Source organism: Paenibacillus lautus NBRC 15380 (genome assembly GCF_004000945.1).
Lineage (GTDB): Bacteria > Bacillota > Bacilli > Paenibacillales > Paenibacillaceae > Paenibacillus_AQ > Paenibacillus_AQ lautus.
On the sequence record NZ_BIMF01000004.1, the window covers coordinates 375,242 to 396,401 of the forward strand.

General features: G+C 51.0%; 18 protein-coding genes. 1 reads left to right on the forward strand and 17 read right to left on the reverse strand.

Going from position 1 to position 21,160, the window contains the following annotated elements; all coding sequences use genetic code 11:
- Positions 1-174 precede the first annotated feature (174 nt).
- The 13 genes from PLA01S_RS10880 to gpr all read right to left on the reverse strand — a co-directional run bounded on the left by PLA01S_RS10880 (position 175) and on the right by gpr (position 14,358).
- Positions 175-375, reverse strand: coding sequence for a YfhD family protein (locus PLA01S_RS10880; RefSeq protein ID WP_100535899.1), 201 nt, complete (start codon positions 373-375; stop codon positions 175-177).
- A gap of 50 nt (positions 376-425) precedes the next feature.
- Positions 426-797 carry a hypothetical protein gene (locus tag PLA01S_RS10885; protein WP_127592120.1) on the reverse strand — a complete coding sequence of 124 codons (372 nt, stop codon included), beginning with the start codon at positions 795-797 and terminating at the stop codon, positions 426-428.
- Positions 798-1,025: 228 nt separating this feature from the next.
- Positions 1,026-2,144 carry a molecular chaperone DnaJ gene (gene dnaJ / locus PLA01S_RS10890; RefSeq protein WP_127592122.1) on the reverse strand — a complete coding sequence of 373 codons (1,119 nt, stop codon included), beginning with the start codon at positions 2,142-2,144 and terminating at the stop codon, positions 1,026-1,028.
- Between the two features lie 93 nt (positions 2,145-2,237).
- Complete coding sequence (gene dnaK / locus PLA01S_RS10895) at positions 2,238-4,076, reverse strand: molecular chaperone DnaK (protein ID WP_100535896.1); 1,839 nt, start codon at positions 4,074-4,076, stop codon at positions 2,238-2,240.
- Positions 4,077-4,161: 85 nt separating this feature from the next.
- Positions 4,162-4,773 carry a nucleotide exchange factor GrpE gene (gene grpE, locus PLA01S_RS10900; protein WP_127592124.1) on the reverse strand — a complete coding sequence of 204 codons (612 nt, stop codon included), beginning with the start codon at positions 4,771-4,773 and terminating at the stop codon, positions 4,162-4,164.
- A 63-nt stretch (positions 4,774-4,836) separates the two neighbouring features.
- Positions 4,837-6,378 carry a TCP-1/cpn60 chaperonin family protein gene (locus PLA01S_RS10905; protein ID WP_127592126.1) on the reverse strand — a complete coding sequence of 514 codons (1,542 nt, stop codon included), beginning with the start codon at positions 6,376-6,378 and terminating at the stop codon, positions 4,837-4,839.
- 13 nt (positions 6,379-6,391) lie between these two features.
- Positions 6,392-7,426 carry a heat-inducible transcriptional repressor HrcA gene (gene hrcA / locus PLA01S_RS10910; protein WP_100535893.1) on the reverse strand — a complete coding sequence of 345 codons (1,035 nt, stop codon included), beginning with the start codon at positions 7,424-7,426 and terminating at the stop codon, positions 6,392-6,394.
- Positions 7,427-7,534: 108 nt separating this feature from the next.
- Complete coding sequence (locus PLA01S_RS10915; protein WP_100535892.1) at positions 7,535-7,996, reverse strand: N-acetyltransferase; 462 nt, start codon at positions 7,994-7,996, stop codon at positions 7,535-7,537.
- A 75-nt stretch (positions 7,997-8,071) separates the two neighbouring features.
- Positions 8,072-9,238: a radical SAM family heme chaperone HemW gene (gene hemW, locus PLA01S_RS10920; RefSeq protein ID WP_127592128.1), complete on the reverse strand. Its 1,167-nt coding sequence runs from the start codon at positions 9,236-9,238 to the stop codon at positions 8,072-8,074.
- A gap of 206 nt (positions 9,239-9,444) precedes the next feature.
- Positions 9,445-11,262, reverse strand: a complete 1,818-nt coding sequence (gene lepA, locus PLA01S_RS10925; RefSeq protein WP_127592130.1) for a translation elongation factor 4 — start codon at positions 11,260-11,262, stop codon at positions 9,445-9,447.
- Positions 11,263-11,349: 87 nt separating this feature from the next.
- Complete coding sequence (locus PLA01S_RS10930) at positions 11,350-11,760, reverse strand: hypothetical protein (RefSeq protein ID WP_127592132.1); 411 nt, start codon at positions 11,758-11,760, stop codon at positions 11,350-11,352.
- A 54-nt stretch (positions 11,761-11,814) separates the two neighbouring features.
- On the reverse strand, positions 11,815-13,191 hold the full coding sequence (locus tag PLA01S_RS10935) for a stage II sporulation protein P (protein ID WP_127592134.1): 1,377 nt from the start codon (positions 13,189-13,191) through the stop codon (positions 11,815-11,817).
- A gap of 165 nt (positions 13,192-13,356) precedes the next feature.
- Entirely contained in the window at positions 13,357-14,358 is a 1,002-nt protein-coding gene (gene gpr, locus PLA01S_RS10940) for a GPR endopeptidase (RefSeq protein WP_127592136.1), read from the reverse strand.
- A 162-nt stretch (positions 14,359-14,520) separates the two neighbouring features.
- Here gpr and rpsT point away from each other — a divergent pair, with 162 nt between their 5' ends.
- Positions 14,521-14,793, forward strand: a complete 273-nt coding sequence (gene rpsT, locus PLA01S_RS10945; RefSeq protein ID WP_053489175.1) for a 30S ribosomal protein S20 — start codon at positions 14,521-14,523, stop codon at positions 14,791-14,793.
- A 236-nt stretch (positions 14,794-15,029) separates the two neighbouring features.
- Here the strand turns inward: rpsT and holA are convergent, their stop codons facing one another.
- From holA to PLA01S_RS10965, 4 genes are all read right to left on the reverse strand, one after another.
- The gene (holA, locus tag PLA01S_RS10950; protein ID WP_100535886.1) at positions 15,030-16,049 is read right to left on the reverse strand and encodes a DNA polymerase III subunit delta; all 1,020 of its coding nucleotides are present in this window, start codon (positions 16,047-16,049) and stop codon (positions 15,030-15,032) included.
- A gap of 287 nt (positions 16,050-16,336) precedes the next feature.
- On the reverse strand, positions 16,337-17,608 hold the full coding sequence (locus PLA01S_RS10955; RefSeq protein WP_127592138.1) for an anti-sigma factor family protein: 1,272 nt from the start codon (positions 17,606-17,608) through the stop codon (positions 16,337-16,339).
- A complete protein-coding gene (locus PLA01S_RS10960) occupies positions 17,605-18,153 on the reverse strand; it encodes an RNA polymerase sigma factor (protein WP_036644490.1) in 549 nt (182 codons plus the stop codon). The genes PLA01S_RS10955 and PLA01S_RS10960 overlap by 4 nt, the downstream gene beginning before the upstream one ends.
- 183 nt (positions 18,154-18,336) lie before the next feature.
- Positions 18,337-21,081 (reverse strand): ComEC/Rec2 family competence protein, encoded by a 2,745-nt coding sequence (locus tag PLA01S_RS10965; protein WP_246059422.1) that lies wholly within the window; start codon positions 21,079-21,081, stop codon positions 18,337-18,339.
- Positions 21,082-21,160: the final 79 nt, after the last annotated feature.

Genomic DNA, 21,160 nt, shown 5'->3' on the forward strand with positions numbered 1-21,160 from the left:
CGCTATCGACGTACAATCTCAGAAGACAGACCGCTTATGGCGGAAGATTTTCTTGCGAACGAACGATGGTAAGCCACCGATGTTTATACTTTCTTATCTCTTCAAAAAAAGCCCTGCTTACCACCTCCGTAACAAGAAGGTAAGAGGGCTCTTCATAAGCTATAACCATAACGATTAATCTACATTTTTACTGGTTTCATCGAGAATTTTCTTCAATTGGCGTTCATCCGCAGCCTCGCTTCTGCGCAGCGCTTCCACATCATCGTGGTCGGCTGCCATAGCCGAAAACTCAACATCCTCCGCCTTGGCGGATTGCAGCGCAATCATCTTCTCGGTTTTGCTCGAGATCTTCCCTTTTTTTACGCGTCTCATCATGGGTGTTATTCTCCTTTCCGATATAAACACTCAGAGCTGTGCCTGTGACCTCAAATCATACCGCCGGATTCTTCGATTAACCGCATGGCTTGCGGGAAGACGCCTTCGTCCAGTACAACCGTCAGCAAAATATCCCGGCCTTCGGTTCCGTCCTCACCGGCGCTGCTCATCCCGCTGGCGGACGGGTCCGCCGCCCCGAGAATACCGGCCCCCGGGCCCGAAATATCCGCATTTAAGGTCAGTGTTGTTAAGCTTGCAATGTTGCCTGTCAACGGATTCATCGGATTGTTGAGCTCCCCGCCGGGATCAGCGCTAAACCGGTCGATGGACATATCCGCAACGCGCAGCGACTGTAATTTGCGGGCTGCATGCTGGGCTTCTTCCGGACTTTTGAAATATGCCAAAATATTTTTCTCTGCCACTTCGTATCACCTGCATTTCCTATTCAAGATTGCATCTTCCGAGATGGAACTACCCTAGGTTGCTTCATCGTCAAGCGTTTTATTCTTGAGAAACGGGCCTGTTTAAGCTGGCAGACACTCCTGCCGCTTCCTTCCCCCAAAACAAGAAAACAGCAGACCGAAGGTTGATCACCTTTAGCCTGCTGCTGTTCTTTATGCTATGAGGGGAGTTAGCCCCATAAGTTTGTATTAGTCACCACGGAATGCTTTTTTTACACGGTCAAAGAAAGACTGTTCCTGTTCATGGGTCTGTTCGCCATCAAGTGAAGCAAACTGCCGAAGCAGCTCTTTCTGTTCATCACTCAGCTTGCTTGGCGTAACAACCACAACCTTGACATGCTGATCACCCTGCCCCATGCCGCGGAGCCGAGGTACCCCTTTGCCTTTCAACCGGAAGAAGGTCCCCGTCTGCGTGCCAGCCGGGATCTTCAGCTTCACTCTCTCCGTCAGCGTCGGGATCTCAATCTCGTCGCCAAGTGCAGCCTGCGCAAAGGTAAGCGGCACTTCACAATAAATGTCGTCCCCTTCGCGTTCGAAGAAATCATGCGGCTTCACGCGGATTACGATATACAAGTCACCGGCCGGACCGCCGCGGAAACCGCCTTCGCCTTCACCTGTCATGCGAAGCTGAGCTCCGTCGTCCACGCCGGCAGGCACGCGAACATGAATCTTGCGCTGCTTCTTCACTTTGCCGTTGCCGTTACAGGTCGAGCAGCGGTCTTTGATGATTTTCCCTGTTCCGTTACAGTTTGAGCAAGCACGGCGGTTTACCATACGTCCAAACGGCGTATTTTGCACGACTTCTTGCTGCCCGCTGCCGTTACACACCGAACATGTATGCGGCTGCGTGCCCGGCTTCGCCCCGGAACCGTGACATGTATCACATGTCTCCGTTCTCGGAATGGTAATATCCGTTTCCTTACCGAATACCGCTTCCTTAAATTCAACCGTCATCGTATATTGCAGATCGTTCCCCCGCTGAGGCGCATTCGGATCACGGCGTCCATTGCCGCCAAAGAACATATCGAATATATCTCCAAAACCGCCGAAATCACCGGAGAAACCGCCTCCGCCCATGCCTTGGTTCGGATCGACATGACCGTACTGGTCATAACGCGCACGCTTCTGACCATCGCTCAATACGTCGTAAGCCTCTTTCACTTCCTTGAATTTGGCTTCCGCGTCAGCCGCTTTGTTCACGTCCGGATGATATTGGCGGGCCATTTTGCGGTACGCCTTCTTGATCTCATCGTCCGATGCATCCTTGCCGACACCGAGCACCTCATAATAATCACGCTTATCAGCCACGGTTTCACCCCAATCTCTTTATTACTCTTTTACATAAGGAAAGCCAAAGTGCGAAGATGCGCAGCTTTGACCTTCCCATACAATCTATTCAGATTAACCTTTGTTTTTATCTTCGTCAACAACCTCGTAATCTGCATCTACGACATTGTCTTTATTAGCAGCACCTGAGTCGGCGCCTTCAGCACCCTGCTGCTCTTGTGCTGCTTGCTCATACAGCTTCACGGACAGCTGCTGTACGATTTGAGTCAGCTCCTCTACCGAAGCGTTAATTTCTTCGAGGTTATCGGATTCAAGGGCCTTCTTCACTTTGTCTTTCGCTTCGTTCGCTTTTTCCACTTCGGAAGCATCGACTTTGTCGCCCAGATCCTTGAGTGTTTTCTCGGTCGTGTATACGAGTTGGTCCGCATTGTTGCGAGCCTCTACCAGCTCTTTGCGTTTACGGTCTTCTTCGGCATGAAGCTCGGCGTCCTTCATCATTTGTTCAACTTCAGCATCGCTCAAGCCGCTGGAGGACGTGATCGTGATCTTCTGGCTCTTGCCTGTACCTTTATCCGTCGCCGAAACGTTTACGATCCCGTTCGCATCGATATCGAAGGTAACTTCGATTTGCGGCACGCCGCGTGGTGCTGGAGGAATGTCTCCAAGCATGAAGCGTCCCAGCGTTTTGTTGCCGGCAGCCATTTCGCGCTCACCTTGCAGCACGTGAATTTCAACGCTCGGCTGGTTATCGGCATACGTGGAGAATACTTGGGATTTGCTTGTCGGAATCGTGGTGTTACGGTCGATCATTTTGGTGAATACGCCGCCTGCTGTCTCGATACCGAGGGACAACGGAGTTACGTCGAGCAATACGACGTCTTTAACGTCACCTGTCAATACGCCGGCTTGAACAGCTGCTCCAAGCGCAACCACTTCGTCAGGGTTTACGCCTTTATGAGGCTCTTTGCCTGTCAATTTCTTAATCGCTTCCTGTACGGCAGGAATACGAGTGGAACCGCCGACAAGGACGATTTTATGAATATCGTTAGCTGTCAAACCTGCATCGCTAAGCGCTTGACGAGTCGGGCCAAGCGTACGCTCTACAAGGGAAGCAGACAATTCTTCGAATTTAGCACGAGTCAGGTTGATCTCAAGATGCTGAGGCACGCCGTCAGCAACCGTGATGAACGGCAGCGAAATCGTAGTTGTCAGTACGCCGGACAATTCCTTTTTCGCTTTTTCCGCAGCGTCTTTCAGACGTTGAACGGCTGCCTTGTCTTTGCTGAGATCGATGCCTTGCTCTTTCTTGAATTCGGCTACCAGGTAGTCAATGATCACTTGGTCAAAGTCGTCGCCGCCAAGCTGATTGTCCCCGCTGGTTGCTTTTACTTCGAAGAAGCCATCGCCCAATTCCAGAATGGAAACGTCGAATGTACCGCCGCCAAGGTCATATACCAGGATGGTTTGGTCTTCGGATTTCTCCATGCCGTAAGCCAATGCAGCAGCAGTCGGCTCGTTGACGATACGCAGAACCTCAAGACCCGCGATTTTACCGGCATCCTTGGTCGCTTGACGCTGGCTGTCATTAAAGTATGCAGGAACCGTAATAACCGCCTGGGTTACAGGTTGGCCCAGGTAAGCTTCCGCATCGGATTTTAGCTTCTGCAGAATGATGGCAGAGATTTCTTGCGGCGTGTAGTCTTTGCCGTCGATCGTTTCTTTGTGATTTGTACCCATATGACGCTTAATGGAGATAATGGTGCGATCCGGGTTGGTGATCGCTTGACGCTTCGCTGTATCCCCAACGATACGCTCGCCGTCTTTCTTAAATCCGACAACGGATGGAGTCGTACGAGCACCCTCCGGATTCGGAATAACTACTGCTTCCCCACCCTCCATTACGGCTACGCAGGAGTTGGTTGTTCCTAAGTCGATACCAATAACTTTGCTCATGTAAAATTTTCCTCCTTATTCATTCACGCGAATCCTCGCATGATCTTCATCAATTTTTATATGATAAACGACTATCGAAAGTCGCTTACATGCTCACTTTAACCATCGCAGGTCTTAATACTTTATCTTTTAGCATATACCCCTTCTGCACTTCCTCAACCACGATGCCTTCCTCGTATTCATCGCTTTCCACCTGCATGATCGCTTGGTGATACTCCGGATTGAACGGCTCGCCTACGCTCTTCATTGCCGTCAAGCCTTCGGTAGCGAGGACCGATTCCAACTGGCGGAAGATCATGCTGACTCCCTTGGAGAAGGATTCAAACTCCGGATTCTCCTCGGATGCCTGAAGGGCACGCTCAAAGTTGTCGATGACAGGCAGAAGCTCCGTAATCAGTTTGGAGGAAGCATATTTGCCCAGATCTTCTTTCTCCTTCTGGGTGCGACGACGGAAGTTATCGAAATCCGCTTGTACACGCAGGGTACGCTGCTGGTGCTCCAGCACCTCGGCCTGAAGCTTCTCAAGCTCGGCTGATCCGGCTTCATCAGCCGAATCCGTTACAGGAATCTCCTGTTCGGGATTTACGGCTTCCTCCGCAGACCCGCTCTCACCCGAGTTTGGCGTGTTTTCCAAAGATTCTTCAATCGTTTCTTCTGTAACTGTATCTTGAACGGCATCCTTATGCTCATTATTCAAGACGCCTTCACCTCCTTCATATTGTAAAACAGACTGTCTGTGATTCATTTTATCCTTTAAGCGTTATTCGCCTATTTCTTTCATCTTGATCACATGGTGAATCCGCAGCACGGCTGCGGCAACTTCGCCGGCTGCCCGCAGGCCGTGAAGTTTGACCGGAGCCGGATCCAGCACGCCCAGCTCCTCATAATCCACAACCCGGCCGCTGTCGCAATCAATGCCCATGCAATCCGAGTCTGCACGGATTTGCGCTGCTCGAACTTCTTCCATCTTCTCGAGCGGATTGTAACCGGCATTGAGAAGTATCTGCGACATCGGCTTGCGCAGCGCCGCCGAAACGGCTTCCATGCCGAAGGCTTCCATGCCTTTCTGAGCCTCCCGGATTCGTTCCAACTCGTAGGACACCGCGAGTTCGCTTGTCCCGCCGCCCGGAAGGACACCGCCGGAAACGGCAGCCTGCAGTGCCGAGGCCGCATCTCCTGCAATTCTGGCCGCCTCGCCCACTACTTCCGAAGTGCTTGCCCCAACAATGACCGTCACGATACGGTCCCGGTCTTGGCTGCCGCTGGCCAGCCTGATTTTCTCGATGCCTTCATCATAAGCGACACGCGGGGTATCACCCAGAAGGGCTGCAAGCTCCTTCGAGTCTTTATGTAACGCCTTGCGGCGTACGGGAGTAGCTCCCGTCATATCGCTTACCCGGCGAAGATCCGCACGTGACACGCGCGGCACAACCATCATGCCGTGATCCAGGCAAAACTGCTCCGCATCCGGATGGATGCCTTTTTCAAGCAGGATGAGTTTTACGGACAGTTCGGACAATCTCTCTAAATCGGAAGCAAACACTTTTCGGAGGTCCATATACTGCGCAAATCCGGCTTCGGTTGTGAGCGCCTCTTCATCAATCTCATCCGGCTCCAGGGAATCAAACAGCACCAACACTTTTGCATCGTCATAAGACTTGGACTCGCGGGCGAAGATCGGCCGCTGCCGGAGCAGCACCCCCTCGAACACTTCATTCTCGGCATTCTCCAGGGCAATTATACTGTCTGCAAGCGAGTAGGATGAGTCCTGAAGACGGGTGATTCCGGCTTTCCGCGCGGCTTGCATAATCAGCTCCACGATGTCCTTCCGTTCCCGCCCCGCAACGTACACCGTCCGTTCCAGAAGCGGATCATCCAATCCGTCAATCTGCCGAACCCGTTTGGTTAAGAGCTGCATCGACTTCTCAATTCCCTGACGCAGTCCTTCCACCACCTTGGAAGCAGGCACCCCGCGGGTTATGCGGGAGACTCCTTCCTGCACGAGTGCGCCTGCAAGCACGGTAGCGGTTGTGGTTCCGTCGCCGATTTTCTCCTGCTGCGCTCGTGCCACCTGAATGAGAAGGCGCGCTGCCGGGTGGGTGACATCCATTTTATCCAGAATTGTCACCCCATCATTCGTAATGACCACTTCGCCGCGGGGACCCACCAGCATCACGTCGAGCCCCTTGGGACCAAGCGTGCCTTCTACAGCGGACGTGACGGCCCGGACGGCATTACTGTTGTTCAATAGCGTAGAATAACGTTCATCTCCGTCCACTTGGCTATGTTGTCCTTGGCTCATCTGTCTCACTCCTTTATTTGTACCAGTGTGACAGCAGCTTCGTCAGGTCATGGGATAACACATTCAAGATGCCGATCACCCGTGCATATTCCATTCTTGTAGGACCGAGAATGCCAATCGAACCTAGCGCTTTTCCGTCGATCGAATAAGTCGCAGTGATCAAACTGCAATTGGAAATCGCTTCATGCGTATTCTCCGTACCGATCTTCACCTGGACACCATGCTCACCGGGAGCAGGGGCCATGAGCTTCATCAGTGCAGGTGTCTGCTCCAGAAGCTCGAAAATTTCCCTTACCTTATCAACATCCTTGAACTCCGGCTGATTCAGCATGTGGGTCGTGCCGCTGAGATATACGCCGCGATGGTCTGGTTCATTGTTGAGGGCGATATCCAGCATACTCATGAGATCTTCATAATGTGAAATATGCCGCTGCATTTCCTCGCCAATCTCCGTATACAAACGGGTCTTGAGTTTATATAGAGGCACATTGACCAGCTTTTTGTTCAGAAGATTTACCACTTGCTCCAGATCCGAAACGGATACACCCTGCGGAATCGAAACAATTTTGTTCTCGACTTGCCCTGTGCTGGTTACGATGATGGCTACCGCTTGATCCTCATGAAGAGGAAGAAGCTGGAAGTGACGCAAAGACGTATGAAAAACTTCCGGTCCCAGCAGGATGGAAGTGTAATTAGTCATCTGAGACAGAATGCCGGCTGTATGCTGTATCATCTGCTCCATCACGTTCAGCTTTTCTGCAAAAAAGGATTTCATCATATGCAGTTCCGCAGGGTTCAAGGAAAACGACGACGTGAGATGATCAACATAATAACGATATCCTTTATGTGACGGAATTCGTCCAGCTGATGTATGAGGCTGCTCCAGAAAGCCGAGTTCCTCCAGATCAGCCATCTCGTTACGAATGGTTGCCGGACTGTATCCGACATCCCCGCGTTTGGAAATGCTTCTTGAACCAACCGGTTCGGCAGAACGGATATAGTCATCCACAATGGCATTCAAAATCATGCGTTGACGATCTGTTAACATGTCGCTCCCCTCCTTGCTGACTGCTTATTTTCACTTTCGTTAGCACTCATCGCCATCGAGTGCTAACCGATATAACAAAAATACCAAACCGACCTGAGGATTGTCAAGTCAGTTCAGTACTTTAAGAACAGCTATTTCGTCACATGCATGCTGCTTCTTGCAGTGAATGCAGTCGGTCCATACTTTCTCCGGAAAAATCTCCTTCTCCACGACGGCAAAGCCGTTTTTGATGAAAAAGGATACCTCATACGTCAAAGCCATCACTTTCGGAAGCTCACGACGTTTCGCTTCTTCCAGAAGGGAGTCCACCAGCATGGAGCCGATTCCTTGCCCTTTATAACCATCAGAGATACCGAGTGAACGAATCTCCACCAGATCATTTCCCAGCTGACACAACGAACCGCAGCCGATCACGTTCCCTTCGGATTCGGCTACAACGAATTCCCCTATTTGTTTCTCCAGCACTTTTTTGGACCGGGGCAGCATAATCCCCTTTTCCGCATAACCCTGAATCATCTGATACAGCGGCTCGACATCTTCTAACTTCGCCTTTCTGCATACCGCCGACATGGTGTCCGTCTCCCCTTTACACGCTCCGTCATGTTATGAATAAATATACAACAGAGCGCATATAAGTTCAATAGATTAATTTGCTGACAAGCTGCCTATAAATTCGGCGAACACATCGTTGCCAAACAAAATGCCTTTACTGCTCAGTTTATATCCGTCATCAGTGGAGTCGAGAAGTCCCGCACCTACCATTTTATTAAGCGGGCCAGCGAATACTTCTTCCATGGAAGTCCCGAATTGCTGCCGGAATCGGCTGCGCGACACGCCATCCAGCACTCGGAGCCCAACCATGAGGAAATCCTCCATCGCTTCTTCCCTTGAAACCTCAAAGCTCTCCAATCGCGGAAGTCCTTGATTCGCTGCTTCATTATATGGGTTGACGCCTTTGATGTTCACATGGCGCTGCCGACCGACGTATCCGTGCGCTCCCGCGCCCAAGCCATAATAATCCTCGTTGCGCCAGTACGTCATGTTATGCCGGCTTTCAAAGCCGGGTTTGGCAAAATTACTGATCTCATACTGTTTATATCCGGCAGCCTTCATCCGCTCCATTAATAGAAGATACATATTCAGCTCGTCCTCCTCATCCGGAAGCGGCAGCTGGTTTCGCTGGTACATCGTATGGAACAGCGTATTTTCTTCAACCTTCAAGCTGTAGATTGAATAATGCGGGAGTCCAAGCTCTAGCGCCTTATCCACGCTTTCCGCAAGCATGTCCAGCGTTTGGTTCGGGAGACCGAACATCAAATCAATGGACATGTTATCAAAGCCTGCTGCTCTGGCGTTCTCGAGACTTCGATACACATCATCCGTATCGTGAATTCGGCCGATGCCGGTCAGCAAGCTGTTCTGGAAGGCCTGCACCCCGAAGCTGATCCGGTTCACGCCGCCTTCACGCATGACGGACAGTTTCTCCAAATCCGTGGTGCCGGGATTCGCTTCCATCGAAAATTCAATACGATCGGACCATTCCGGAAAATGGCGCTTCACGCTCTGCAGGAAGTATTCCATTTCATTTGGCTTCAGCACCGTAGGGGTCCCGCCGCCTACAAAAATGCTTTTGATTCGTCCCGGCGGGTTGGCCTGAACGGTCAGCTCCATCTCCTTATCCAGCGCCCGCAGATAATCCATCACCGGCTGATCCTTCAATACATAGGAATTGAAGTCGCAGTAAAAACATTTATTGGTACAAAACGGAATGTGAATGTACACCGCTTCCGTCCGTTGATTGTTTGCCGTCATTCTTTTCTTGCCCCCTCATGTACACCTCTGGCATGACTTACTTAAAGTAACTTCTCAAAAGTTCCTTCTCTACTATAACGCTATGCCTCTTGGAATGAAAGAAAGGAAAGCCGAGAATCGGCTTTCCCCATCATTTACTTCATCAGACTATATCCGTAGGACCAGCCCAGCCCGTTACCTCGCAGGCCTGCCATTCCTAGGCAAAATTACTTGTCGTCGATTTTCAGTACCGCCATGAAGGCTTCCTGCGGCACTTCCACGCTGCCGACTTGCTTCATCCGCTTCTTACCTTCCTTCTGCTTCTCAAGGAGTTTCCGTTTACGGGAGATGTCACCGCCGTAACATTTGGCAAGAACGTTTTTGCGCATCGCTTTAACCGTTTCACGGGCCACAACCTTGGTACCGACAGAAGCTTGAATCGGCACCTCGAACATTTGACGAGGAATCAGCTCGCGCAGCTTTTCGCAAATCGCCCGGCCGCGGTGGTATGCACGGTCCTTATGCACAATAAAGGACAAGGCATCCACTTGCTCGGCATTGAGCAAAATATCCATTTTGACCAGGTTGGATCGACGGTACCCGGACAGCTCGTAGTCAAACGAAGCATATCCTTTGGTGCTCGACTTCAACTGGTCGAAGAAATCATACACGATTTCCGACAACGGAATTTCATAGGTAATGGTAACGCGCGTTGTGTCCAGGTATTCCATATTTACGAATTCGCCGCGTTTATTTTGGCAGAGTTCCATGATCGCCCCGACGTAATCGTTCGGAACGATAATGCCTGCTTTAACATAAGGCTCTTCGACATAATCGACCTTGCCGACCTCAGGATAATGGGACGGGTTATCGATCTGGATCTGCTCCCCGTTCGTCAGCGTAATGCGGTAAATCACGCTCGGCGCCGTCGTAATCAGCGGTATATTAAACTCGCGTTCAATCCGCTCCTGAATGACATCCATGTGCAGTAGGCCCAGGAATCCGCAACGGAAACCGAATCCGAGCGCGCTGGATGTCTCCGGCTCAAAGCTTAGCGATGCATCATTAAGCTGCAGCTTCTCGAGTGCCTCGCGAAGATCATTGTAGTCTGACGTTTCGATTGGATACAGACCGCAGAATACCATCGGGTTGATTTTGCGGTAACCCGGGAGCGGCTGGGCCGTCGGACGCTTGGCATCCGTTACCGTATCACCGACCTGCGTATCGCCAACGCTCTTGATGCCAGCCACGATGAAACCGACATCTCCGACGTTAAGCTCGTCCACGATGGACATGCGCGGCTTAAACGCCCCCACCTCAATGACCTCGAAGGTTTTGCCGGTGGCCATCATCTTGATCTTGGAGCCGGCTTTGATACTTCCGTCAATAACGCGGACATATACGATGACACCTTTATAAGGATCATAATGGGAGTCGAAAATCAGCGCTTTCAACGGTTCTTCCGAATCGCCAGTTGGCGCAGGCACTTTCTGAACCACCTGCTCCAGAATTTCCTTGATTCCGATACCCGCCTTGGCAGAAGCTAATACCGCATCGCTGGCATCCAGTCCGATGACATCCTCAACTTCCTGCTTCACCCGCTCGGGATCGGCGCTTGGCAGGTCAATTTTGTTAATAACGGGCAGAATTTCAAGATTGTTATCCAGTGCCAAATATACGTTGGCCAATGTCTGCGCTTCAATTCCCTGTGCAGCATCCACTACGAGCAGCGCGCCTTCACAAGCGGCCAGGCTTCGGGATACCTCATACGTAAAGTCGACGTGCCCTGGAGTATCAATCAGGTTCAATATATACTCCTCGCCGTCATCGGATTTGTAATTCAGGCGAACGGCCTGCAGCTTGATGGTAATCCCGCGCTCTCTCTCCAGATCCATCTGATCCAGTACCTGCTCTTGCATTTCACGCGTAGTTAATGCACCCGTAAATTCCAGGATACGGTCAGCAAGCGTCGATTTCCCATGGTCTATATGTGCAATAATACAGAAATTACGAATTTTTTGTTGTCTAACTTGTGCGTCTGTCATGCCTTACCCCCAACAACCACCAGATGTTTGAATCAACTTATTATACCAGTTGAGGGGATGCACAGCAATGCTGAGAATAAGGTGAATTTATTCCGTGATCGATCCGAACATCGACACGACCCAGCGTATGCTTTTGTCAGACAGCTGCTGGAGCAGTCCTGCCGTCTTATCGGCAAGCACATCGGCAGGCGGCTGCGAGCGTTCGGGAAGCAGGATGTCGCTTGGCATAGGCTCATATTCGGACAGTGTCTTACGAGCGTCTTGTTCTAGAACAGCGGACTCTGATACGGGAGGGTTCTTGCGTGTCCCTCCCCATCCATTCCCTTGGGCAGCCCCGCCTTGCGGATCCTGAATATGGTCTTGCTGCACAGTTTGCACAATTCCCGTACCGTCTCCCGGTACTGGTGCCTTTGCCCCACCAAGCTGCATGCCGACCAATATGCCGATGCCTGTCCATATGATAAGAGCCACCAACCGTTTTCCCATTCTTGACATCACTGAGTCCCTCCCCGATTTACCCGTTCACTCTTGCTCCGCAGTTGCCGCCGGCTGTTAACCTGCTTTGGCTGCTTGATCCTCCGTACCTTTTTTGCTTCCGCCCTTGGTTGCCGTCGAAGCGGACTGCTTCTTCGTTTGATCATTGTCTTTTTTCACGCTGGCTTTCTCCGCCTCTTGTTCCTGCCAGTACACATCTGCAATGATGTCCGCCAACGCTTCAGCCGTCCGCTGCAATTCTTCCTTCGTATTATCGATGCCGCCGATTTCAATCAGGATGCTGTTCGGTGACAGGGATTGATTATATTCCCCGTTCCCTTGATCCGCCGATTTGCCCCACACGCCCCGAGATACCCCGGGATAGGACTGTTCCAGCTTGGCATTGATTTTGCTTGCAAACGCCTCGTTCTGTCTCCAATTCTCGTTCGCATGTCCGATGATGAAGTAAACCTTGGCGTAGTTAACGCCGTTGACGGTTGCCGTCGTTTTGTTATAGCGCTGCGAATCCCGATGGATATCAATCAGGTAATGAATGCCGTCGTTCTGGGACATGGCCTCCATGACCATCTGGCGCGAGTATTTATAAGAAAAGTTGTAATTGTACCCTTCGATGGTAGATTGATAGTCGCTTTTATCATGCAGGGTGCCAATTCCGTTGGCTTCAAGTCTTTTACTCAGAAAGCTGCCTACCAGCATGACGTTTTTACTCGGGGATACAGCCCCCGGATTGTCAGATGGATGCGAGAGCAGCGGGTTATATGCTTCCTGTGGGTGAGAATGATAGATGAGAACGGCTTTCTTTCCATTCGTGGACTTTCCGTCCTTAGATGTGTTTCCAGGCTCATTCTTACTGCCCGGCTCGTTCTCTGTACCCTGATCCGGGGCATCCTCGCCATTGCCTTCATTGCCGATATCTCCCCGACCGCCTTGCGGCGGCTCTTCCCCGGCATCAGCAGGATCGCCTTCCGCCTGCCCCTCCGCGGGATCCGGCCGGTAATCCGCCGGTGCCTCCCCATCCTCATTTCCGGAGCCGTGAGACAGCTGTACCGGTTGATTTGCCTTCATGCCTGGCAGTTCTCCCGCAAGAAGGCTTTTCGGGTCCCTCGGGTTCACGCTCGTAAGCAGTTCAAAGACGAAGGTCGACATTTTCTCGCCGGAGAAGCTTGAGGTCTCTTTGGAAGCCGTCATATGCGGCATCTCCATGCCGATCATATCAATGAAAAAATGGCTGGATAACGAAGCCGCCAACCCTTTCATTGACGATACGGGCGAGGAATTCATCCGCTGTTCCGCCATCCCTCCGAGCCCTAGCAAAATAAAAAATATAAGAGAGCCTAGCATCAATATAACGAGCGTTCGACCCATGCTCAGACCTTCCATAACCTTTCGTTTCAGTCTGGCAATATTCCAGATGCGAAACTTGCGATTGTTCATAACGATGTCCTCCTCGGTTCGCCGGGAGCTATAACGGCCATCTTTCCGCCGTTCCCGCGACTCTGTAATCTCTTATATTTCAAATCTATGAACCGGGGAGAATCGATAGAACTAGATCCATGAAAAATATAAAAGCTCCGATAGATTCGGAGCTTTTATACCGGGTTAGTGAGTGTACGCGCCTACATTGCCGGGATCCACAGCCTCATGCAGCGCTGCGTTCAGGCCGGTTGCCACGATATTGGCGATGTCCTCTATAAATTCGTCAATCTCCTTGGGCGTTACGATAAGGTCATGGCCCAGCGGCTCCAGAACTTCCTTCACCAGCGCCAGACGGTCACCTTCAGGTATATCATGGAGCATGCCCATAATTTTGCCCGTCTCCGGCGCACCTTCGCCAAAATGGGATTTCATGAGCTCAATCGCGTTATTAACGATGGTGGAAGCATAGCAGACGGTCGGAACTCCGATCGCAATGCAGGGGACCCCGAGAATCTCCTGCGTCAATCCCTTGCGCTTATTGCCGACGCCAGAGCCGGGGTGGATTCCGATATCCGCAATCTGGATGGTCGTATTCACCCGCTCCAGCGAACGCGAAGCTAGAGCGTCAATGGCGATGATCAGCTCAGGACGGATTTGTTCCACAATGCCTTGAACCGTTTCGCTTGATTCAATCCCTGTCAGACCGAGCACGCCTGGCGCTACGGCACTGACCTGACGATAGCCTGGCGCCACGCGATCCGGCATCAACTCGAAATACTGACGGGTTACCATCACGTTCTCCACCACAAGCGGTCCCAGGGAATCCGGCGTCACGTTCCAGTTGCCAAGCCCGACAATGAGCACGCTTGCCTTGGGTCCGATCCCGATCCGGGACAAGAATGCCTCAAACTCACGTGCGAAGACAACAGACACTTGATCCTGAAGCCCCGTATCACCCTTGCGAAGATCGGGCACCTCCAACGTGACATAATGGCCCTTTACTCTTCCGATTTGCTTAGAGGCTGCATCGTTCTCCACGTCCAGCCTTGTAATCTTGATTCCGTCCTCCTGCACCACATCCTCCATCACACCAGGAATGGGCGCACTCCCTTTGCCTCCCGCCAGTTCTCTTGATTCCACCGCCAGGTCCGTTCGGACCGAATATTTTTGCAGATCCAGATCCATATAAATTCACACTCCTCCTCATATTGCTAGTAGTGTGCGAGAGTAGGGGAGAGATTATGCAGAAGTCCGAATGAGTATTGCTTTTTGTCCACCCCCATGCTAAAATATTTTAAGTTGTGAATCATTTCGCTCTATTGAAATGCCTTACAGGAGGTGAATGTAATGCCAAACATCAAATCCGCGATTAAACGTGTAAAGACAAGTGACAAACGCCACGCGCTTAACATTTCTCAAAAATCCGCGCTTCGCACAGCTGTTAAAACTGCTGACGTAGCGTTGAACGGTACAGAAATCGAAGCTGCTAAAGTTGCTTTCCAAGCTGCTTCCAAGAAGCTTGATAAAGCCGTTACGAAGGGCCTGATCCATAAGAACGCAGCTGCCCGCAAGAAGTCCCGTCTGGCGAAAAGACTGAACGCTCTTACGTCCCAGGCGTAAGTAACGTTTGTTGAATACGACATGGAAAAAGCCCTGAACAGTTCACGCTGCTCAGGGCTTTTTGTGGTATGTTGATCGACGTACTCTTCTCGGTAGACAACCGCATATAGCGGATTTTTTTCTCGCGAGATCAAGTTGGTAAGCCTCTGAAGTTCATACTTTCTGATCTCTAGAGAAAAAGAGCGTACGACTGCTCCCGCGGCCATACGCTCTTAACTTGTTGCGGATATGTTATGTTAAGCCCCAAGCCGCAGCAGAAACAATTCAATCCCCAGCACCTTATCCACGGCCCCCGTCTTCATCTGGTAATCCAGATTCGCCAGATGGTTGAGTATGCCTTCAAGGCGTGCCGTCTCAAACTTGCGGGCTTGCTCGCCCGCAATCTTCACCGCATAGGGATGCAATCCGATCTGGGAAGCAATTTGCTGCTGCGAGTAGCTCTGGGTAGATAGAGTCTTCACCTGCAGAATAATCCGAAACTGTCTGGTAATCAGCGCCGCAATCTTGATCGGCTCCTCGCGCTGCTTCAGCAGCTCGTAATAGATGCCGAGTGCCTTGTCCAATCGGAGATTTGCAATATCCTCTACTAGCGCAAACACATTCTGTTCCGTGCTTCGCGCCACCAGCATATCCACGGTTGCGACATCAATCGCTCCGCCAGCACCGGCATATAAACACAGCTTTTCGATCTCGCCTGACAAGGCCTGAAGACTGGTTCCCGCATTTCGCACGATCGCCTCTGCCGCACCTTCCCGCAGCGTGCAGTCACTTTTCTTCACCTGCTTGTCCACCCAGCGAATCAAATCCTCTCCGCCCAAAGGCATGAAGGACAATGCAACCCCCGATTTCTTGACTGCCTTGACTACCTTTTTGCGTTCATCCAGCTTTTCTTGTCCAACCATAAAGACAATCACGCTATAATCAGCAGGATTGGTCAAATAATCCAGCAAAGCCTCTGGACGATGATCCACTTTCCCGTTATCTTTTGCTGCGGTAAAAAATGCCGTATCCCTCACCATGATCAGTTTTTTCTGAACCATAAAAGGAACCGTCTCCGCTTCTTCAATAACCGTTTGAATCGGAACTTCCCCTAAATCCATATGAACAAGGGCAAAATCACGGTCTTCTTTCGGGATCAGCTGGGCTTCCAGAAATTCGGCGAATTCCTTCATTTGAAATTTCTCGCTGCCATACAACAAATAGACGGCAGATACATCTCCCTGCTTAACCGCCTTGGCCGCCGCTTTGGCATCCATCGGCGTCCCCCCTTTCTACTCTGTACACTATACCAAAAAAGAGTGCCTGAATGCGATAGACGACAAGCATAAAAATGAAATCGCCCATACGAAAACAAAGAGACCTCGGCTTTGGCAGCGGCAAGGTCCCTTCGTCCCAACACATCTATATAAACGCCGGCAAGTATGCTCTAGAAACACCTCGCCGCCGGTCATACGACGGTAGTTGGTATCATGCTCTCTCTAATATATAGTGTATTCATATCTCCCGGCATTGGTGAACCGATTGTATATATCTCTGAACATTTCTATGGTTTAGGCTGCTTCTGCCCCGTAGACGCCGGTGGCTGAGACTTCTCAACGGTATAGACGGATTCAACCAATTCGTTATGGGTCTGCACCTTGTACTTAAACGTTAAGCCGTCCTCTGACCATTGACCGGATACCCAGCTTCCGCCGAGCGGAATCGTCTCAACCGTTTCAACCGCCTCAGGCGAAGTTTGGCTTCCCGATGGCAGACGATAGATAATCAGATGATCGGCTTCAAGCGAAGCTCGGTAGAGACCGTCCGGGGACGACCACTGCTCCGGTACCATCGCCAGTCCTTGGTACGATCCGGTTGACCTGTCGGATGATTCCGTGCTTCCCGTGCCTGCATCGCCGGAAGGATCGCTAATTGGAGGCAGCATCTCTGACGAGGTATCTGCCGATTCCGTAGGCGAAGTCTGGGCATCCATGGTCTCAGAGTCCTGCTCAGGTTCACTGGCGGGAGGGTCAGACGGACTTGTGGTATTGTTTTTTGGTACCTCATTGTTGCTCGTTGCAGGTTGGTCTGACGCTTGAGGTTCCCCATTATCTTTCTTTTGGACCGAAGTATCGGGTGCTGCACCATCTTTCTTGGTACCATTAGCCGCATCCGTTGGTTCCGGCGTTGCCTTCGTATCATTCGGAGCAGGGTCGGAATTGGCTTCCGATGTCGATTCCGATGGCGAACTCCGCAGACTTGCGGACGGATCGCTTCCCTGATTCTCTGAACTACCACCCGTCTCCGCACCGCCATCGGCAGCGAACGGCTGAGCCATTTCCTGACTCTGCGTCGCAGCCGAGTCGTCATTCGCCCCGGCGCTGGTCGTGCTTGCCTCTTCGTATGGAATCTCCGCATCGGATAACATCTTCGGTTCATTATTAAAGATCGCTACGCCGAAAATAAGCACAGCCGCGGCGGCCCCGATAGCAGTTCTCCCGCCAATCGTGCTTAACCAGCTGCCCGCACGTCGCGGACGCCGCATTTCCGGCATCATTTCGGCTGACTCCTGGCTTTTCACGCCTGGAGGTTCAACAAGGTTCTGGCGATCACGGTCGATGGCATCCAGTCTAGGCATGATAGCGTCTACCAGACTGACAGGCGGGGTTACGGCCGGAAGATCCTCAAGCTCTCTGTTCAATGATTTCAATATATTAAAGGTCTCCGCACACATGGGGCACACGGCAATATGCTGGTACATTTGGGCCGTCTCCTCCGAAGTGAGATCCCGGTCCAAATACCGGTGCATACGTTCCACCACCTCTTGGCAATTCATCCTGATACACCACCTTTCTGATGCTCTTGGAGCATATTCTGCAGCTGCTGCCTGGCCCTGAACAAATAGGATTTCACCGTATTGAGCGGGAGGTTCAGACAATCAGCAATTTCGTTGTAGGATAGATCCTGCAAATACCTTAAGACAATGACCGTGCGATGATGATCCGGCAGTTGATTAATGGCTTCCTGAATATCCTGGGCCAAATATCCCGACATCACTTCCCGTTCTACATCGAGATTATCCCGAAACACCAGATCATGTTCATCGATGGAAACCGTCGGCTTGGTCCTGCGGAATTTATCAATGCATATGTTGGTGACAATCCGTTGGACCCAAGTTTTGAACTGAGCCTTCTCCTCGTAGGAGTTAATCTTCGTATATACACGTATAAGTGCTTCCTGGGCTGCATCCATGGCATCCTGTTCATTGTTTAAAATATAATAAGCAGTTCGGTAAACATGTTGCTCAATTTCTCGCAATAGGGTGATTAGAGCGTCGCGATCGCCCGATTGAGCGGCTCTTATGAGTCCCTGCTCCACCACAGTGGATCCCCCTCTCCCTGCATACATACAGACGGATAGAATAAAAAAAATGTTGCAGTATGTAACCTATTATTTTTTTAGAAACTTCATCTAACTATACCAAATATAAAGATGATAGTCACCGCTGCATTTTCCTATAAAAGATCATACTACGAATCGATGTCCCAAGGACAGCGGCTGCCTTTACGGAAGCTTCGTACGCGTCTCAATATGTCCCTCCTTGATCCTCATCTGTATTTCACCTTGAAGGTTGGTCTGATAGATGAGCGTCGAGGAACGTTCCAACCGTCCTACCACATCCGGATGAGGGTGGCCGTACATATTGTTGACGCCAGCGGAAATAACCGATGCCTTCGGCTTCCATGCATTCAGCCATAGCGCGGATGTCGAGGTTTTGCTTCCGTGATGGGCAACCTTCATGACATCGATCCGGTCATCGGCAGCAGCACGCCGTGAAACTAAATCATCTTGTGGAGATCGTTCCTCCAGGTGCAGCAATATTTTATGTTCGGCGGCTTGGTCCGTGTCACCTGTAAATAAGAAACGGCTGCCGTTCATTTGAAGGACAAATACTAGTGAAGCATGATTCTGCTCCTTAATCAACGGTAATGGTTTTATCGTTTCTCCACTTTCTGGGGAAACAGGAGCTAAAAATTGTATTTCCGTATGACTGTCAAGCTTCCATACTTCCCGATCAACTCCTGCTTCGTAAATGGGGATGCCCTGCTGAACGGCCGTTAACATCAGTTTTCCGAAGGTGGCGGATTCGGTCAAGGTCCCATTGAACACAACCGATTTTACGGGGATTTCCTGCAAAACCGCCTGCAGACCGCCTATATGATCCTGGTCTCCATGGGTCATGATGACAGCCTCAAGCTGGTGCACGCCCCGTTTTTTCAACAACGGAACCACCACCTTCGCTCCCACCTCGTACGGAGCCTTCCTTTCCCTCCAGGCATCCTTTTCCTTCCGAAAATTCACCGTTCCACCACCGTCAATGAGTACGTGCTTGCCTTCAGGTGTTGTTACCAATATCGCATCCCCTTGTCCCACATCCAGGAATTGCACTAGCCCCGCTCCGTGCATAGATGGAGATTGATAGCCGCCGTACAGCAGAAAAACCATAGCTCCGGACAGCAAAACGATCGCAGTTCTCGCTGCGTAGCGTTCGATATAATCACTGGCGCGAAGAAAACCTCTCCATCGCAACGCACCGGCCCATTGATCCACAAGCGGAAACACGCCGGTTGCCCCAGACAAGCTTCTTTTACTATCCAAGGGTACGTATCCTGCCAATGGAACGGTATCATCCGACCCGCTCCGCTCTTCTTCGCGACTTCCGGATCTCTTCTTCAGAATGGACAGCAATGAATACAGAACAACAAAATAACACAGAATCCAGGCTAACGACGGGGATGGCCACAATGTCATAAAAGCGGATGAACCATTCATCCATTCAACGATTCGGAACGTTATTTGGTTTAGCCATTCCGTTACAGCCGCCAACCAGCCAGCTCCTCCCATCCATACCCACCCCATCAGCAAAGACACCATTCCTAACGGAAGAACGACAAGGCTAATAACCGGAACCAGGATCAAATTGGCAAAGACCGATATCAGCGACACTTGGTTGAAATAATAAATGGTAAGGGGAAAGGAGATCAACTGCGCTACGACCGTGATTCCGACGGTTCCCGCAAGCCAGCGGGGCAAGAATGTCAGCAGCGGCATCAGCTTCGGTACGAATATCATCAAGCCCGCAGTCACGATGAATGACAACTGAAAGCTGACGTTTACAAGAAAATACGGGTTCCACAGCAGCATAGCGAGCGCGGCAACACTAAGAATATGCAGTCCATCCTTCAAAAGTCGCCGCCGTGCGGCATACAAACCGATCATCCCCATGATCCCGGCACGGACGATAGAAGGACTCGCCCCGGTAAGCAGGACATATACGGGAATCAGCCACATGACCACAGTCAGCGAGGTCTCCCTCGTCATTCGAAGGGTTGTGCATACGAATAAGAGGCATCCCACAACCACAGCCACATGCATGCCCGATATCGCAAGAATATGAGTCAATCCCAAACGCGAGAACTCCATAAACGTGTCGGGATCCAGATCATCCTGATTGCCAATGACAAGTCCCTTCATATAACCTGCATGGATTCCGTCGTACAATTGATCCAGCTTGCCCCCGAGCTTCTCGCGAACGGCATCAGTCCATCGTAGAATATGACCTAAATTCCAGCTGTCAGGCGGGGTAACCTGCGCTTGTTCAGAGCCTTTCACTTTGATCATCCAATGAATATTCTGGGTTCGCAAATATTGAAGATAATCAAATCCATCAAAGTTGCGGGCTTCTCCAGGTTTTTGCAACTCTCCCGTCAGCTCGATGCGGTCCCCGCGCTGCCAACGGTTAACGATCTCCAGCTCCTTTTTGTCCAAAAGTTTTACTTGAACCCTCACGATATCATCCGTCTTCAGCATGGTGCCGTTATCCGGATTCGCTTGTTTTTGCGGCGCTGGAGGCTCGGCTAGCGTGAGAGCTGCTTGATGCAGTGAAACATTGAAATCCGCACGGTCACCATCCGCTTCTATAGGGGATATGATTACACCGAACGCAGTAATGGGAACGGTATCCGTCGATGTCTCCCCGGAGAGGACCTTCTCGAGATCACTTACATTTGCCGCGTCATGCCATTCCCAGTAAGTACCCGACACGCACAAGGAGAACAGCATGCAAAGTGAAAAAAGACGCCCCGCCCCCGCCCAATGACATACAGCAAGCAGTATGAGAATCAGCCCGGCAGCAATCAAGGCCAGCCTCCATCCATCGTACAGGCATGCGGCACCACTGCCGATTACCCAAAACACGGTAAACACAAGTAACGGCCTTCGCTTCATGATCTGAACAAATCCCTTCATCATTAAATGAAAAAGAACCTTTGCCTGCATATGGCAGACAAAGGTCCTTCCTCTGTGACTTTCTATTCATTTTTTTCCG

Coding starts and splice junctions, on each gene's coding strand:
- PLA01S_RS10880 (WP_100535899.1), bottom strand. CDS start 375: ATGATGAGACGCGTAAAAAAAGGGAAGATCTCGAGCAAAACCGAGAAG.
- dnaK (WP_100535896.1), bottom strand. CDS start 4,076: ATGAGCAAAGTTATTGGTATCGACTTAGGAACAACCAACTCCTGCGTA.
- PLA01S_RS10905 (WP_127592126.1), bottom strand. CDS start 6,378: ATGAGCCAAGGACAACATAGCCAAGTGGACGGAGATGAACGTTATTCT.
- hrcA (WP_100535893.1), bottom strand. CDS start 7,426: ATGTTAACAGATCGTCAACGCATGATTTTGAATGCCATTGTGGATGAC.
- PLA01S_RS10915 (WP_100535892.1), bottom strand. CDS start 7,996: ATGTCGGCGGTATGCAGAAAGGCGAAGTTAGAAGATGTCGAGCCGCTG.
- hemW (WP_127592128.1), bottom strand. CDS start 9,238: ATGACGGCAAACAATCAACGGACGGAAGCGGTGTACATTCACATTCCG.
- lepA (WP_127592130.1), bottom strand. CDS start 11,262: ATGACAGACGCACAAGTTAGACAACAAAAAATTCGTAATTTCTGTATT.
- PLA01S_RS10935 (WP_127592134.1), bottom strand. CDS start 13,191: ATGAACAATCGCAAGTTTCGCATCTGGAATATTGCCAGACTGAAACGA.
- gpr (WP_127592136.1), bottom strand. CDS start 14,358: ATGGATCTGGATCTGCAAAAATATTCGGTCCGAACGGACCTGGCGGTG.
- rpsT (WP_053489175.1), top strand. CDS start 14,521: ATGCCAAACATCAAATCCGCGATTAAACGTGTAAAGACAAGTGACAAA.
- holA (WP_100535886.1), bottom strand. CDS start 16,049: ATGGATGCCAAAGCGGCGGCCAAGGCGGTTAAGCAGGGAGATGTATCT.
- PLA01S_RS10955 (WP_127592138.1), bottom strand. CDS start 17,608: ATGAATTGCCAAGAGGTGGTGGAACGTATGCACCGGTATTTGGACCGG.
- PLA01S_RS10965 (WP_246059422.1), bottom strand. CDS start 21,081: ATGAAGGGATTTGTTCAGATCATGAAGCGAAGGCCGTTACTTGTGTTT.